The 15,647-nt window shown below is 39.4% G+C and carries 16 protein-coding genes; 9 read left to right on the top strand and 7 right to left on the bottom strand.

The window, feature by feature from the left end; all coding sequences use genetic code 11:
- The first annotated feature begins 135 nt into the window (after nt 1–135).
- Entirely contained in the window at nt 136–669 is a 534-nt protein-coding gene (locus H6G76_RS08625; RefSeq protein WP_190698448.1) for a DUF4330 domain-containing protein, read from the top strand.
- A 128-nt stretch (nt 670–797) separates the two neighbouring features.
- Here H6G76_RS08625 and H6G76_RS08620 read toward each other — a convergent pair whose 3' ends face one another.
- A complete protein-coding gene (locus H6G76_RS08620) occupies nt 798–1,694 on the bottom strand; it encodes an alpha/beta fold hydrolase (protein WP_190698445.1) in 897 nt (298 codons plus the stop codon).
- A gap of 432 nt (nt 1,695–2,126) precedes the next feature.
- Here H6G76_RS08620 and H6G76_RS08615 point away from each other — a divergent pair, with 432 nt between their 5' ends.
- Nucleotides 2,127–2,720 (top strand): hypothetical protein, encoded by a 594-nt coding sequence (locus H6G76_RS08615; protein ID WP_190698442.1) that lies wholly within the window; start codon nt 2,127–2,129, stop codon nt 2,718–2,720.
- 114 nt (nt 2,721–2,834) lie between these two features.
- Nucleotides 2,835–3,614 (top strand): hypothetical protein, encoded by a 780-nt coding sequence (locus tag H6G76_RS08610; RefSeq protein ID WP_190698440.1) that lies wholly within the window; start codon nt 2,835–2,837, stop codon nt 3,612–3,614.
- Between the two features lie 31 nt (nt 3,615–3,645).
- Here the strand turns inward: H6G76_RS08610 and ftsE are convergent, their stop codons facing one another.
- The gene (ftsE, locus tag H6G76_RS08605) at nt 3,646–4,395 is read right to left on the bottom strand and encodes a cell division ATP-binding protein FtsE (protein ID WP_190698437.1); all 750 of its coding nucleotides are present in this window, start codon (nt 4,393–4,395) and stop codon (nt 3,646–3,648) included.
- Nucleotides 4,396–4,721: 326 nt separating this feature from the next.
- Nucleotides 4,722–5,474, bottom strand: a complete 753-nt coding sequence (locus tag H6G76_RS08600) for a WecB/TagA/CpsF family glycosyltransferase (RefSeq protein ID WP_190698434.1) — start codon at nt 5,472–5,474, stop codon at nt 4,722–4,724.
- A gap of 719 nt (nt 5,475–6,193) precedes the next feature.
- Between H6G76_RS08600 and H6G76_RS08595 the strand changes: the two genes are divergently transcribed.
- The 3 genes from H6G76_RS08595 (at nt 6,194) to H6G76_RS08585 (ending at nt 9,200) form a co-directional block, all read left to right on the top strand.
- Entirely contained in the window at nt 6,194–6,910 is a 717-nt protein-coding gene (locus H6G76_RS08595) for a response regulator transcription factor (RefSeq protein ID WP_190698432.1), read from the top strand.
- A gap of 187 nt (nt 6,911–7,097) precedes the next feature.
- Nucleotides 7,098–8,771: a SpoIIE family protein phosphatase gene (locus H6G76_RS08590; protein WP_190698429.1), complete on the top strand. Its 1,674-nt coding sequence runs from the start codon at nt 7,098–7,100 to the stop codon at nt 8,769–8,771.
- Between the two features lie 3 nt (nt 8,772–8,774).
- Nucleotides 8,775–9,200 (top strand): anti-sigma regulatory factor, encoded by a 426-nt coding sequence (locus H6G76_RS08585; protein WP_190698426.1) that lies wholly within the window; start codon nt 8,775–8,777, stop codon nt 9,198–9,200.
- 151 nt (nt 9,201–9,351) lie between these two features.
- Here H6G76_RS08585 and H6G76_RS08580 read toward each other — a convergent pair whose 3' ends face one another.
- On the bottom strand, nt 9,352–9,771 hold the full coding sequence (locus H6G76_RS08580) for a nuclear transport factor 2 family protein (RefSeq protein WP_190698422.1): 420 nt from the start codon (nt 9,769–9,771) through the stop codon (nt 9,352–9,354).
- 372 nt (nt 9,772–10,143) lie between these two features.
- Between H6G76_RS08580 and queG the strand changes: the two genes are divergently transcribed.
- Together queG and H6G76_RS08570 are read left to right on the top strand one after the other, a co-directional pair.
- The gene (gene queG / locus H6G76_RS08575; protein ID WP_190698419.1) at nt 10,144–11,115 is read left to right on the top strand and encodes a tRNA epoxyqueuosine(34) reductase QueG; all 972 of its coding nucleotides are present in this window, start codon (nt 10,144–10,146) and stop codon (nt 11,113–11,115) included.
- The gene (locus tag H6G76_RS08570; protein ID WP_190698416.1) at nt 11,090–11,728 is read left to right on the top strand and encodes an HAD-IA family hydrolase; all 639 of its coding nucleotides are present in this window, start codon (nt 11,090–11,092) and stop codon (nt 11,726–11,728) included. Before queG ends, H6G76_RS08570 begins: the two co-directional genes overlap by 26 nt.
- A gap of 101 nt (nt 11,729–11,829) precedes the next feature.
- Here H6G76_RS08570 and H6G76_RS08565 read toward each other — a convergent pair whose 3' ends face one another.
- Nucleotides 11,830–12,207 carry a hypothetical protein gene (locus H6G76_RS08565; RefSeq protein ID WP_190698413.1) on the bottom strand — a complete coding sequence of 126 codons (378 nt, stop codon included), beginning with the start codon at nt 12,205–12,207 and terminating at the stop codon, nt 11,830–11,832.
- A 215-nt stretch (nt 12,208–12,422) separates the two neighbouring features.
- Here H6G76_RS08565 and H6G76_RS08560 point away from each other — a divergent pair, with 215 nt between their 5' ends.
- The gene (locus H6G76_RS08560; protein ID WP_190698410.1) at nt 12,423–12,953 is read left to right on the top strand and encodes an orange carotenoid protein N-terminal domain-containing protein; all 531 of its coding nucleotides are present in this window, start codon (nt 12,423–12,425) and stop codon (nt 12,951–12,953) included.
- A gap of 110 nt (nt 12,954–13,063) precedes the next feature.
- On the opposite strand, the gene H6G76_RS08555 is transcribed toward H6G76_RS08560, so the two are convergent.
- Complete coding sequence (locus tag H6G76_RS08555; RefSeq protein ID WP_199337298.1) at nt 13,064–13,822, bottom strand: ABC transporter ATP-binding protein; 759 nt, start codon at nt 13,820–13,822, stop codon at nt 13,064–13,066.
- A 1,140-nt stretch (nt 13,823–14,962) separates the two neighbouring features.
- Nucleotides 14,963–15,595, bottom strand: a complete 633-nt coding sequence (locus H6G76_RS08550) for a Uma2 family endonuclease (protein WP_190698406.1) — start codon at nt 15,593–15,595, stop codon at nt 14,963–14,965.
- Nucleotides 15,596–15,647 lie beyond the last annotated feature (52 nt).

Below are 15,647 nucleotides of genomic sequence, written 5' to 3'. Positions count from 1 at the left end.
TTGGTATGATACACTGTCGCAAGACTGCTACACCCTGCCACTTTTAAGTCTCAACTCAGTAGGAAAAATTGCCGTGTCTCTCATAAACCTGGGTACAACAATCAATTACTTCGTTTGAATTTAGGAAAATTTTTTATGGCTATTTTTGATTCCAAAGGTCGCTTGTTTGGCAAACTTAATATTCTTGACTTAGGTGCTGCACTCGTAATTTTACTAGTCATAGTTGGTATCTTCTTTTTTCCTGGAACCTCTGGTTCTGTTGCCCAAGTTGGGACAAAAACAGTACCTATTGAGGTAGATTTAGCAGTTCGTGGTTTGAATGTCCGCGACCCCGAAAGGCTATTTGACAACGGATTTAAAAAAGGCGGTAAAACGAATGTAATTATCCGCAATCAACCTTATGGACAGATTGGGATTAAATCTATTCAACTTTTACCGAGAACAGTCACAGCTACCCAACCAGATGGTTCTGTTAAGGAATTACCAGATCCTAGAAGCAACAACTTCAGTACAGATATGCTGTTGACTTTAGAAGGTAAAGCTCAAGCCACTCCTGATGGCCCAGTTTTAGGTAACAGCAAGGTCAAAATTGGTATGCCTTTTGAGTTAGAAGGCTATAACTACAATTTCAATGCCACTGTCATTGATGTGAGAATACAAGATAAGTAATAGTCAACTGAAGTATGAAGTATGAAATTATCTATTATTGGATGATCATCGGCGGTACTTACTGCAAGTCTTCATTCTTTATACTTCATCCTTTTTTGGTCAATAGTCCATTGACCATTGACCATTGACTAATTTAATAAAGGTAAAAACTGTCTAATTAATCCAATAGTGACTGCTGGTAGTTCCAACTGCGGTGTTAAACCGACATCATCTAACTGTTGAAACACTCGAATAGCTTGAGGATTTTTATCAGCTAAACGGTGACCAATTTCCGGCCCAGTAAATTGGGATTTTTGCCCCCAGATAATCGCTGTAGGCGTTGTCAATTGTTGAATATGAAGGCCTAAGTCGAAACATAAGTCACCCCGAACAAAAGACAGTGCCGCATACTCAGCATTGGGCTGCTGGGCAGATTGAAGATAAGCCTCGACAATTTCTTGATAAACTCGATTAGCTTGGGCAAATTGTCGTTGTTCTAAAAAACTGCGTATTCCAGCTTCGGTTGCCACGCCTGTACTGTAAAGTAATCGGTCAAGTACAGGTATGCTGACTACCTGGGCAAAAAAGCTGCGGGAGTAGTCTTCGCCAAAATCAGCAAGTCCAGCAGGTGTAGTTAGAATTAAAGACTTAAATAATTCAGGATGAGCGATCGCTACTCTAATTGTAAACGCGGCGGTCAACGAAGAGGCGATCGCCGTCACTGGGCCTGTGCAAGTTTGCTGAAAAAATTCCCGAATCGTTGTTAAATAGTCTTCTATCTGATAATTCCGGACTGGATGCTCTGATCTACCCCAACCAATTAAGTCTGGGGCCAAAATTCTATACTCACTAGCAAAAGCCGGGTAAACTTTCGACCACTCATAGGCAGAAGATCCACCGCCAAAGCCATGCAGAAATACTAGAGTTTCTGCTTCTGGTGTGGCGATCTTATTGTTCTCCCAAAGTGCGCCAGTTTGGGTATAGTACACCATTCTCCCTAGCGATGACATGATAGAGCGTTGCTCAAATCCCTGTGGTTGAAACATATATTGTATTTGCCATTTACTTAATAAATTTAATTACTGAGTGCTGCGAATTATTTGCTCAACTCAAAACACTAGACTCTCAAGCTTTGACATTTCATATTTCTATTATTAGCTAACTCTCTGCGCTCAAACCTCTAGCCTCCGTGAGATTAAGTAGATGTAAAATTACTAGTTTACCTATAAAGATTCAGTGTTTTTTTTGTCACTAATTAGCGGTATATTTGCCTGGAAATATGATTAGGAAAGCATTTGCATAAGTAGCCTATATCACTTTAGTTAGAATGGTCTAGCAGTTTTTTGTGGTAATCTATCAGAAAACTCACCGATAATTGTAAGCTTACAGAATTGTTAAAGTACTTAAGATTAACAACTATTCTGCGCTTAACAAAAATAGCTTTAGATATAATTACTTATCTAAGTGTTCTCTAGGTAATGGTAAGGCGGGGCGTTGTGGTACAGCAGGCTACTCTTAAATCGGATACATTAATAAAATTTGCAGATTCTAAATATGCACTAGAAAACTGCGATGTGCATATAGCTTCAGCTTGGAAGGGACAATTGGCAGAGACTCTAGAGACCGCTAGAGTAGGTGTCCCAACCTGTGTGTGTTTAAACTTAGAAGAATTAAAATGTTTTGAACCCGTAGAGCGTCAGTATGAGCATTGGGGAGTAATTTTCCAAAATTCGATCGCCATCCAACCTTCAAATCCTGCGTTTCCTACTCATTCAGGGCTGATAGTATTGATGGGTTCGCCCAGAAGCGGATATATCGAAGCTAGTTTTTTACAACCTGTGAACTTTGTTAGTGCTTATGTTACTAGTTCGCAGCGTCTAGTAATGTCTGCTTACGATCGCGATCGACAACTCTTAGTTCAAACCGTACTCCCTGGCGCGAATCTAGCTAACTCTGACTCAGCAGTGCCTCCTAATACTTTATTGTCAGTCACAGCAAAGAACATTCATTCTGTCACATTCTGTGCATTTGATGGGCAATTCACCCTGGATGACTTTCATTTTTGTATTTAATTGTTGGATGAAGGAAGAATCCCTGCCGTTCTCCGGTGGGGAGTTGTCAACCTGTGCTTAAACCCTGGTAAAAGTTATATATTAGAAAATCTCGTCAACAATTAGGTAAAAACCGTGGCAAAGGCTTCGTATTCTTTGCAGCAACTAATTAACCAGATCCCTAACTGGTCGCTTCCTGCTTTTAATGTTGGAAGTCCAAAGCAGCAAAATTTCAAGCCTTTTTCCGGGCCAGGCAGCGTTCTGAGCCTTGTGGCAGTAGTCATTGCTATGCTGTTTTGGAACTGGAAACTGCTTTTGTCCCTTGTAGTTGGGATAGGGGTCATGCTATTCACTTACACATTACAGCCGTGGAACTGGCAATTGCGTTGGTCAGAAATCCAAAAATTTCTCAATGGCCCTAATCGTCAGTTAGTCTTAGCTGTTAGTAGTGGTGGTATTGCTACTGTTAGCACTTATATGGCAGCTGCCATCTGGGTTGACTCTCACAGCCCTTGGATTGCAACTGCTGCAATTGTGCAAGGTTTGGGAACGCTATTAACTTTAGTTTTGCTGCTGTGGCAAATTGTCAGCCGTTACACCAATCAAGAAGCAGACTTGTTTGAGAAGTTATTACTCAATTTAACCGAACAAGATCCATTGAAACGTTTGATTGCTGTGCGTCAATTGACTAAATTTATTTCTCGTCAGCCAGTTAATCCTGGACTACAGCAAGAAGGTATCCAATGCTTACAACTTCTGCTCACAAAAGAGGAAGAAGCGATAATTCGAGACGCAGCATTTGAAAGTTTACAAATCTTAGATCGGCTACAGAATCGCTCATCCAGCACAGCTACTCCCCTAAAACCAGCCAAGTTAAAAATTCAAACCCAAAAATCTCAAGTTTTGAACTATTAACCAAACTCTGGGGCAATGTCCTACTTTATACTTATTTCCGATAAAGTCTGCCATTGCGGACTTGCACCACAGGATGATTACATCGACGCACCAGTTGTTCATCATGAGTAGTAACAATCACGGTTGCGCCAAAAGAGTTTAACTTTTGGAGAATTTGGATCACTTGCCAGGAATTATCGGGGTCAAGGTTTCCTGTGGGTTCATCAGCTAAAATCAGTGGTGGCGTTCCAACTATCGCTCTGGCAACGCTCACCCGTTGTTGTTCTCCTCCCGAAAGCTGATCAGGAAAACAGTCAGCTTTAGACAACAAACCTACTAGTTTCAAAGTTGGTTCTAAACGCCTTTGAATTTCTTTGCGAGTGTAACCTTGGGCTTGGAGGACAAATGTCACATTTTCCGCGACAGTTCTTTGCGGGATAAGTTTGTAATCTTGAAACACAACTCCAATACGCCGCCGCAACAGTGACAAGCGATCGCCTTTCAAAGCTGTAACATTACAGTCATAGACAATGACTTCACCTTGGGTAGGAAACTCTTCACCGTATAAAAGTTTTAAAAGGGTTGATTTCCCAGAACCGCTTGGCCCGGTGATAAACAAAAATTCTTTCTGTTTAACTTCTAAACTTACATCTAATAAACCATGACAACCGTTGTCATAGGTTTTTGTGACAGAACGCAATTGTACGATTGGATTATTACTATTACTTTGCTGTTGAGATGTCGTATCCTTTGCTGCAAAAGTTGTATCCGTTTTAACTGGAGTTTTTACCACGGTTCTCATGGGAAGAATATATAAACTTGATGAGAGCTAAACACCTTAAAAATTTCAATTTAAGATTCCCTTAAAAATAAGGATTCCCAGGCATCGCCTAGGAATCTCAAGTTCAAGAGCAAAAATTAAGAATTTTTGAAGTTTTCAGTACTTACCACGATAAAAAAAGGGAATAGGAACTTCTTCACTGTTGCCTGTTCCCCAATACCTTTCGGTTAATGGGGAAAGGGGAAGGGGAAAAAGTAGAAGAAAACCTTTAACCCTTCCCCTTTAACCTTTTCCCAAAACCAGATTACAAGTTAAAAATGCTTAACCGAATAGTATTGGCCTGTTCCCTATATTGCACCTTTCGCAGTTAACCGATAAACAAAGGCTTTCAGTGCAAACTCTGGTAAAGCTAACATCCGTCGCCAACGCCAAGGTTCTTGATACAAGCGATACAGCCATTCCAAATGATTATTACCCAACCAAGCGGGAGCGCGGGTTTTTGTACCTGACCAAATATCAAAACTGCCGCCAACACCAATCCAAATTGCTTGAGGGCATAAATGACGGTTTTGGGCAATCCATAATTCTTGACGTGGTACTCCCAAACCTACAAATATTACTTGAGGCTGTAATTGTACAAGGGTTTGGCGTAATTGTTCTTCTTCTTCTGGTGAATGATAGCCAGAATGGGTACCTACTATATTTAAATCTGGAACTTGCTGCTGCCAATACTCTGCTGCTTTTGCTGCTATTGTTGGTGCGCCACCGTAAAAAAATACTTTTTTATCTTTTTGCTTCTGTCCCACTTCTTGCAGCAATGTCTCTGCTAGTTCAATCCCTGGACAGCGTTGAACTTTTTGCCAAAAAAGCCATTGCAAATAAAGAACTACTCCCGCACCATCGGGAATTACTAACTCCGCATCGCGAATTACTTTTGCTAAAGCGTTGTTTCGTTCTGCCTGCATGGTCATTTCTGCATTCAGTGTTACCACATGAGTGCCTCTGCTGTGTTGCAGGCATTCTAGCAACCAGCCTGGATAGTTACTCATGACATGGACGGGCATTCCTAGTACGGAAAATACTTTAGGCGGTTTAGACATAGCCTACTCTATGATTAGCCTCACACCAAATTGTCTAGAACGATAGTTTATCAAATTTTTTAATAAGTCGCCTGGAGAATTTTAAGCAAGTCATAGTTAACAAAATTTTGGTTTAAAAGCCTGCTAGTTATTTCTTTGAGAGGATGTGAGCAATTAAAGTAAGACAGGATACCAGTTTTTATTACAATAACTTTTTCTTATAAAAAGACCTATTATTTATCTCTAATGTTGCACCGCTAACTATGCGAACGCAATTTCTACAAGCGATCGCATCGTTTTGATTACATTGAGTATTTAACAAATATAATTCTGTTGTAATTCAACCAGTATACTCATAAAAAAGTAGGTTGGCTTTTCACTAACCTCAGACTAACTTGACTTTAAATGTCTCCTACAAGGTACAGCATTTCTCCGCCACCATTGGAGGTAGCTAATATCATCCTAAAATTTGAGTTTGCTCACCTGTCAAAATAGAAAACGTCATCAAATTCGTTGAGGTTCAGTGCTTGTATCTAAGATAAAGCCGGGCTGTCTTGACAATCCCAGGTGGGTCTACCCAGAAGGCAGCGTTATCAACAATAGGCTTACTTAGGTAATACATTTATATAGATATATTATAAATATATTTATTTTTATAAATGTTTTTTAACTATATCTATGAAGATTTTTTAATTAGCTTGGTTTGACAGTTCAGTTAGTGTAGCGCGCAGAAGTTGACAATGAATAAAATCCGTATTGTTTTAATTGAAGATCATGATCTCACCCGTGTCGGTATTCGGACAGCACTACAGCAGAAAGAAGAGATTGAAGTGCTAGGAGAAGCTGCCAATGCTGCGGATGGCATAAAGTTGTTAAAAACAGTACAACCAGACATTGCGATCGTTGATATTGGTTTACCAGATAAAGATGGTATTGCCCTAACACGAGAAATTAAAGCTATTGCCACTGGTGAAGATGTAACCAGAGTGTTGATTTTAACACTTCGAGATAATAAAGAAGCAGTATTAGCAGCCTTTGCTGCCGGGGCTGATTCTTACTGTATGAAGGATATTAAGTTTGATAATTTGCTAGAAGCCGTAAGAGTCACTTACAATGGCAACGCTTGGATTGATCCTGCGATCGCCAGAATTGTGTTACAACAGGCACAACAGAATTCACCTAAACAGGAAACGATTTCTCCAGATAATAAAAATACTCCCCAAAGCCAAGACATTGGGGAAAATGAGGAGGTAATTGACCCTTATACCCTGACAGAAAGAGAGTTAGAAGTGTTACAGTTGATTGTCGAAGGTTGTAGCAATGCTGTTATTGCCGAACGACTATATATTACTGTTGGAACTGTCAAAACTCACGTCCGCAATATTTTAAACAAGCTATGCGCTGATGACCGCACTCAAGCAGCAGTACGTGCTTTGCGTTCTGGCTTGGTCGGATAAATAGGTTTCAGGGTGATTACACCCTGAAATTGGTTTTTAATAATTACCTTACATTGAGTAAATTTATACGTTCAAAGTGGGTAAATTCTATAATTAAGGCTGGCTTTTTAGTTGTTTGTAGGTTGTAATTAGGCGGGATAAAAATTGCATTATCCCGCAACACAAGTATTGGAAATAAAAGTCAAGTATGACTGAAATAGAGGTAGAAAAGCTGAAGCTCATGATTGTTGATGATGAGCTAGATAACTTAGATTTACTCTACCGCACTTTTAGGCGAGATTTTCAAGTATTTAAAGCAAATCATGCCCTAAGTGCGTTGGAAATATTAGAGACAGAAGGTGAGATGGCCGTGATCATCTCAGATCAAAGAATGCCGGAAATGAATGGGACTGAATTTCTCAGTCATACGGTAGAACGCTTTCCCGATACAATCAGGATTTTACTGACTGGTTTTACTGATGTTGAGGATTTGGTAGATGCGATTAACTCTGGTCAAGTTTTCAAATACATCACCAAACCTTGGAATCCGGAACGGCTAAAAGTATTAGTAGAACAAGCTACCGAAACATATCGCCTAGTCAAGAAACGCACCCAAGAGTTACGTCGTTCTTTAAGGCGAGAATCTTTATTTAATGAGGTGACAACAGCCATTCGGGAGTCCCTAGATTATGGCAATATGTTGCAGAAAATTGTCGCCACTATTGGACAAACATTTGATGCTACTTGTTGTCTATTGATCCCAGTAGAAGGCGATCGCTTGACAAATGATAAATTTTCATACCAATCTTCAAAATCCTCTTTGGTAAATTGTGCGTTTGACAAAAGCCTTTTCGATAAGGTTCTGGAAACTCGTGATTACCAACTTAGTCAAGATACCTTTGAAGGCAACTCTTGTAATCATTTAGTTGTACCGCTTACTTACCAACAACAACTCTTGGCTGTACTTGCCCTTGACCAATGGGGATGTGATAGCCCTTGGACAGCAGAAGATATCCAGTTAATCACAGGTGTGGCTGACCAAGCAGCCATAGCCCTTTTCCAGGCAAAACTTTATCAACGGCTGCAAGAAAAGCAAGAGCAAATTAGAGCCGAGTTGGAAGTTGCTCGCCAAATTCAACATAATCTACTCCGTCAAACTTTACCTGAAATTCCAGGAGCCAGATTACAAGCTTGCTGTTATCCTGCACGCGAGGTAGGAGGCGACTTTTTTGAAGTATTTGTCCATCCTAAAGGCGATTTATGGTTGGCGGTAGGTGATGTTTCTGGAAAAGGTGTACCTGCGGCTTTATTTATGGCTAGTGCAATTTCTGTACTACGCCGCGAATTATCTCAAGAAACACCAGCCGAACCCCATATAATCGTCCAAAATCTCAACCATGCTTTATGTAATGACTTAACCAGCAATAATTGCTTCATTACCCTTGTCTTAGCTTGTTATACCCCTAGTACTAGGCAACTAGTCTATGCCAATGCTGGACATATCTACCCTCTACTTTGGTCACACCTAGCAATCTCATCTGAACAACCTAACTATCTTAAAGAACGGGGTATTCCTTTAGGTATTTTGCCAACTTGGAAAGCCCAATCAGGCAGATTACATTTAGCTTCAGGTGATACCTTACTGCTAGCTAGTGATGGGATTACTGAAGCAACAGTATCAAATGAGATACTAAAATACGGTAACAAAGCTGATACTAATGTTCCGGCAGTTAGCCACTTTATGTTAAATCAACAAGGACTTTGGCAACTTCTACAAATGGAGCCACAACCACTTTCGCTGAATCATTTATTAGCTCGCATCCAAGCGGATAACCAAGTTCAAGAAGATGATCAAACTATACTTTCATTGGAGGTTATATAAGTAATGAAAAGTGAGCTTCATGTACCAAGTGATTTAAATTATTTAAATATCGTCGAAAGCTGGTTGTTAGGATGCTTAAAAGTCCAGTTAGGCGAGTCTGTTGATTGGACTCGTCAATCAAGCCGTTTACGATTGGCTTTGGTAGAAGCCTACTCTAACGTAGTTCGTCATGCCCACAAAGAGCAGGCAAATTTGCCAGTATTACTACGGTTAGAACTGAAAGAACGAGATATTGCTTTAGAAGTTTGGGATTACGGCGAAGGCTATGATATGTCTACCTACTTAGAACCCAACCCTCTAGACAAACAAGAAGGAGGCTATGGATGGCTAATTATGAATCGGTTAATGGATAAGGTAGAGTATCAGTTACAAGTTGATGGTGCTAACTGTTTAAAGCTAGAAGTGACGATTCCAGAATTGATGAAATAAGAGAAATGAGGTTAGGGGCTGGAGGCTAGATTTAGAGAGGGAAAAGTAGTATTTTTGACTTTCACTCAGAAATTTTGCAAGCTAGCTACTCATGAGAAATTTCACAACTAAAGATGAAAAGATTTATTTCCTAACCTCTAGCCCCTAGTCCCTAATCTCTATTTTCTGGACGCAAAGCCAGTAACTCTTGAGGAGAAGCCAGGAGTTTAATTCTGGTGTATACAATTTGTCGTTGTTCGTTTAAGATAAACAGCCACATCGCATTCACGCCACACCAATAAGTTTGAGCTTTACCTGTCACTTGAACTTGGATTTGGTGATTTTCTAAATTCTCGATTATTCCTTGGCTGGGGTAAGCTTTAACGCCTTGGGCTTCTTGTTGTAAGTAGGATACGATCGCATCTGGGCCGACAATATCAGACTCAAACGGTGGACGCATTATTCCGTCTTCGGCAAACAGTGCAGCTGTTGCTATAAATTCTCCAGCATTTAAGGTCGTGAAGTAATTTAGAATGCAGGGTTCTGTAATTCCTTCAATCTCAATCTTTTCTAGATATTCAGCAGCTTTCATAAAATTACCTGTATCAGGTTAACTGAAATTAATTGGAATATAAAAGTATTTATAAAAAAAGCAGCTGTTGAGGTAAATTACCAAGCTCAAGTACTTCTTAAGAAAGAATTTGTTCCTAGAAACAGCTTTTGGCAATTCATTGAGGTTGGTACGAACAACGACAAATCAAGGTTTTGGGGAAGGGTGTATGTATTCAAAACTCTTGCATCCTAACCTCCCTAAACCTTGTCTCGCTTTCCGATATTGCATTATTTCTTAATAAATTGCAAATAAAATTTACAAATGGATGAGGTGTAAAATGTTTTCTGGCAACATTGACTATGTAAGGTAGAGTTACACCGCTCAAGTATGGGCAGCATTTAGCTCAAAAAAATGAATCAGTGTTCAGTTACCAGCAGCGATGCAGTCAAAGAAAAAGCTTTGGAGTTAGGCTTTCACAAAGTGGGCATTGCTGCTGTAGATGAGGGTGATAATACGGAAGTTGAAAGGCTGCAAGCTTGGATAGCGTTGGGTTATCATGCTGACATGAACTGGATGGATAACCCAAAGCGGCAAGATATTCGTTTAGTTATGCCAGAGGCGCGATCGCTTGTGTGTGTTGCGCTTAATTACTACACTCCACATCAACGCCCGGAAGGTGAAGAATACGCTAAAATCTCCCGCTATGGCTGGGGGCGAGATTACCACAAGGTGATGCACAAGAAACTAAAACTACTTACTACCTGGTTAGAATCACTGGGTGAGGGAGTTAAAGCTAGATATTATGCAGACACTGGCCCTGTGCAAGATAAAGCTTGGGCGCAAAAAGCTGGAATTGGTTGGATTGCCAAAAATGGGAATGTGATTACTAGAGAGTATGGCTCTTGGGTATTTTTGGGGGAAGTTGTGACTAATTTAGAATTAGAATGCGATCGCCCCCATAGCCAACATTGTGGTAGCTGTACACGTTGTTTAGAAGCTTGTCCTACAGGTGCGATCACGCAACCATTTGTAGTAGATGCCAATAGCTGTATTGCATATCATACAATTGAGAATCGCGGGGAAATACCAGAAGTGATCGCACCACACCTACAAGGCTGGGTAGCTGGTTGTGATATTTGCCAAGACGTTTGTCCTTGGAATCAGCGATTTGCCCGCACAACTGACGTGGCAGACTTTCAACCTTATCCTGGGAATATTGCACCCAAGCTGGTAGAATTAGCAAAAATCTCAGATGAGGAGTGGGACAGACAATTTCCGGCATCAGCTTTGCGGCGGATTAAGCCAGAAATGCTCAGACGGAATGCCCGTGCTAATCTTGACGCATCTAGGCGAAATAATGACTCAGAAAGTAATTGTTTTTGATTTTGATGGCACGATCGCGGATACAGTAGATGCTCTTATAGGTATTGCCAATCGTTTAGCTACAGAGTTTGGCTACAAACAAATAACTCCTGACCAACTTGCTTACTTAAGGAATTTGACCTCTAGAGAAATTATTAAATACTCAGGCGTTTCTCTATTAAAAATTCCTTTTCTACTCAAAAAAGTTAAATCAGAACTCAAAAATAAAATTCACGAGTTTCACCCAATTCCAGGAATTCGAGAAGCTTTAACAGAACTCAAAAGTCAAGGTTATCAGTTAGGAATTATCACTTCTAACTCTAAGGAAAATGTGACGGCTTTCCTTAACAACCATGACTTAGATAATCTGTTTGATTTTATTTACTCTGGAGTAACTATTTTTGGCAAAACTACAATAATCAATAATGTATTAAAGCAAAGGCAAATTCCTACTCAAGCAGTTATCTACGTTGGTGATGAAACTAGGGATATAGAAGCATCAAAAAAAGCTAACATTAGAGTTGTTGCCGTTACTTGGGGATTTAACTCTACCGAAGTATTATCTAAGCAAAAGCCAGATTATTTAATTCATCACCCAAGCGAACTGCTAGATATTCTGAAAAACTGTTGTTAAATACAAAGTCAAAGAGGAATAGCCAAATCCCAAGAAATAAAGTATGAAGAATGAAACCTAAAAGATCATAATTCAGACTTCATACTTCACACTTCAGTTGCTTATTTTTTAGGTTGACCCTTTTCTATAGCTTGTTGTATTAAATCATCACTTACATTTGATACGCCTTCGCTGCGAGAACCACCAACTTCTTTAGCTAACTCTAAATAATCATCAGGATTTCCTGTTGATTGCGCTTCTGTTTTTCTCTCTTCTGCTTCTGGAACTTCAAATTTGTTTGCGGTTGCAGCTTCGGCTGCTGCTGCGCCTTCGGGAGTCCGATCTACATCGCTAACGCTGAACTGCTGTGCTGCTGCATAATCAGCATCAAAATCTACTTTTTGTACTTTTTCTTCGCCACTAGCCATTTGTTCTGCGGCTAATTGTGCATCATGAGTAGTAGCTTCATTTGGGTTTGGTTTTATTGTATCTTCTGGCATAATTTAACACCTTGAGTAATTTTATTAAATGCTGAGGCGATTATACTCAGGTAACTTTAGGTATTTCTGCCATCTGCGGAGAGATTATTCCTCTATTACAAGATAGATATAAGTTTTAATTTTCAATATAAATAACTCTTTCTCTGGGAGGGAGATCATAATGATCAAAGTCTGGTAACTCTTAGTTTGATATGTTAATTTCCCGGAGATAAATTATGACAGCTAGTTACGAAAATAAAGCGTCTCAAGCATTGAGCAATGAAACTCAAAATGTTGTACAAGCATTTAATAGTTTAAATACTGATGCTAAATTAGCATGGTTTTATCTCGTTTATGAAGAGATGGGTGAATCCATTACTCCTGCTGCGCCAGCTGCTGCTGAACCTGAATTAGCACCACTTTTATTAAACAATTTTTTGGAATTATCAGATGAAGAACAACTCAATGTAATGCGGGATATTGTTGAACGCAAAGATACAGAATATTCTCGTGCTTACGGTGCAATCAAAGAAAATAATCAGCTGTTAGTTTGGTATGTTTGGGCAGTAGCTATGGGTAAGACAGTGGTTGACTTGCCAGATAATTATGAGCCAAATAATGCAATTAATGATTTGATCGCTCAAATAGAAGAATTAGATTTTGAAGAGCAAATGTCAGTTTTTAGAACGATCGCTGGCGAAATGGGCTACACTGATGTCAAACCAATAGAAACACAAGCCGAAACTGGCAAAACATCAAGCCTTTAGAGGGGCTAGGGGCTAGTTAATATAGCAGGAAACAGGTGACAGGGTTAAAAGTCTGTCCTGAATTATAGAAGGTATATCTTTCCTAGCCTCTAACCTCTAGTCTCTAGTCTCTAACCAGCTACTTGAGTTAAATCGGCTGGTGTGAGGTTAGAGTGTACTACTTGACCATCACGGAACCAAACTATGCGCTGGGTTTGGCGCGCTACTTCTGGTTCGTGAGTCACCATCACGACGGTGATACCGCTAGCATTTAATTCACCAAAAATATCTAATACTTCCCCAGTTGTGCGGGAGTCAAGTGCGCCTGTGGGTTCATCGGCGAGAAGCACGACAGGACGATTGACAATTGCACGGGCGATCGCTACTCTTTGTTGTTGTCCACCTGAAAGTTGAGTGGGTTTGTTGTTGAGGCGTTTTTCTAAACCAACTCTTGTAAGTGCGACAACTGCGCGATCGCGTCTTTCTGTCGGGTTAACATTAGCGTATGCCATTGGCAACATGACATTTTCTAGGGCTGTAAGTTGGGGTAACAGGTGAAATTGTTGGAAGACAAACCCCAATTTTTTATTGCGGATGTGTGCCAAGGCTTTATCATCCATATGAGCAACATCAAGGTTATCTAAATAATAATGTCCAGATGTGGGACGATCTAAACAGCCGATAATATTCATGGCTGTTGATTTACCTGAACCAGAAGGCCCCATAATTGAACAATACTCGCCTTCTGTAATAGTCAAGTTTACATCGTTAAGTGCTTTGACTTCGGTTTCTCCACTGCCGTAGATTTTAAAGATATTTTCTAAACGAATTATTGCTGATTTTGGTACAGGATTAGGAACTAGAGAATCGGTAATTGAGATAGTTGTCATAAATATTTAGTAAATTTACTTGTTATTTCTAGGATAGTCTTTGTGTCTGTTTATCCACCACCAACCCAAGGCGGTACACAAGAAAGTAGCAAGGATACTCAAAAGTAAAGATGCAAAAAGAGGATGGGGTTGATTATCTGGAGATATGGTTGCTAGGGGTTGGTTGATTTTATCAATATTTTGAACAACTACGCCAGAAACAATTGCACCACCACCAAAGCCGATACCTAATATTGGGATGGTGTTTTCTAGAGAGCGATCGCGTTCTGCTTGTTCTCTATCGAGTTCTGCTTACTCTATTTCTACTATGCCACGAATTGAGTCTATGGCTTTGCTCAACAATTCTGAACCGTGACGGAAATAACCTAAGTCTGCGTTTATTTGTTGTTGCAAGTATGGACGACGTAGATTTAACCATAATTAGATCCCCGACTTCTTTGAGAAGTCGGGGATCTGGAAATTGGTCAAAAACTTAAATTGATTCTATTTTTAGATAGTATCTGGATCGATATTTAACTCCCGTAGTTTTGCAGCAAAACGTTCTGCTTGCTGTTGTACTTGTTGTATTTGCTGTCTAATTTTGCTACTCGTGCAATGCGAAGCTTAAATAAAATTATCTTGAAAAGAATAATTTAAGTACTTTTGTAGTAGCAAAGCTATAGATAAAAATATCTCGTGTATGCGTTATGAACATACAAGCATATTTTACTAATGCTTGTATGTTAGCAACAACAGCTTTGTTATCTGTGATTAAAACAGAAGCATTTGTAACAACTACTTGAACGTTAGCAGCAAATTCTTATACCTTTGTTTGGAATGCTAAAGCGAAACTTATTAATGTTAAAACATTTGTCACAACAGCTTGAACGTTAGCAGAAAACCCTTATACCTTTGTTAGTAATGCTAAAGCAAAACTTATCAATGTTAAAGCATTTGTGACAACAGCTTGAACGTTAGCAGCAAAGCCTTATACCTTTGTTAGTAATGCTAAAGCAAAACTTATCAATGTTAAAGTGCTAGTGGCAATGATCACATTTTTATTAGCACTATTTAAGTAAAATTTTTCCTAATGATATTGAAACATTATTGAATGAAAGTTTTTGGCGTTGTTAAAAACCTGTATTCATAAATTCCTAGAACTTACACATTTTGTTCAAATTGGTCAATCGCTTCAATATCATCAGAAATTTGAACGCATTGTTTTAATAAGGCAATATTCAGTTCAGATAATATTTCACTTAAAGTAATCTGTTCATAACCATGAGTATCTAAAAACTGGGATGGTGTTTCTTCGCGTAAATGATAAAGTTTGAGTTGATTGATTTGCCAAACCCACACCTCAGATACTCCCAAGCGTTGGTAAATTTTTAGTTTTTCCAGGCTACCACTAGTAATAATTACCTCTATAGCTAAATCTGGGATATTTTTTTTCTCTCCAATGGCGTAGCATTCATCGGGTTCGACTCCAGCTTGTTTGAGTTGTTTTTTAACAGTGGAACTTCCCATTGGGTTGAATCGAATTCGTTTTAAGTAGAGATAGCGTTCTATTAAAATAGCTAAACGTTTTTTAATATTTTCATGCCTGATAGACGGTGACACAATTTCTAATATTCCATCTATATAATTGACGCGGTAATGAGAGTTATCTTCTAGTTTGGCGAGTAAGGCTTCATACATTTGCCAGCTTACGCCAGTAGTGACAAATTTTTCCTCTGGGTCGTCAGTTTGTGATAATTCTGTGTCGTTTAGCAGTTCTTTCAGGCTGCTGACCATTGTTTTATTTCTCCTAGTAAAGTTTTGCTGGGGTCATGCCTGCACATATTTT

The organism is Nostoc sp. FACHB-152, assembly GCF_014697475.1.
Taxonomy (GTDB): domain Bacteria; phylum Cyanobacteriota; class Cyanobacteriia; order Cyanobacteriales; family Nostocaceae; genus Nostoc_B.
This window is presented reverse-complemented; position numbering and strand designations above follow the sequence as displayed.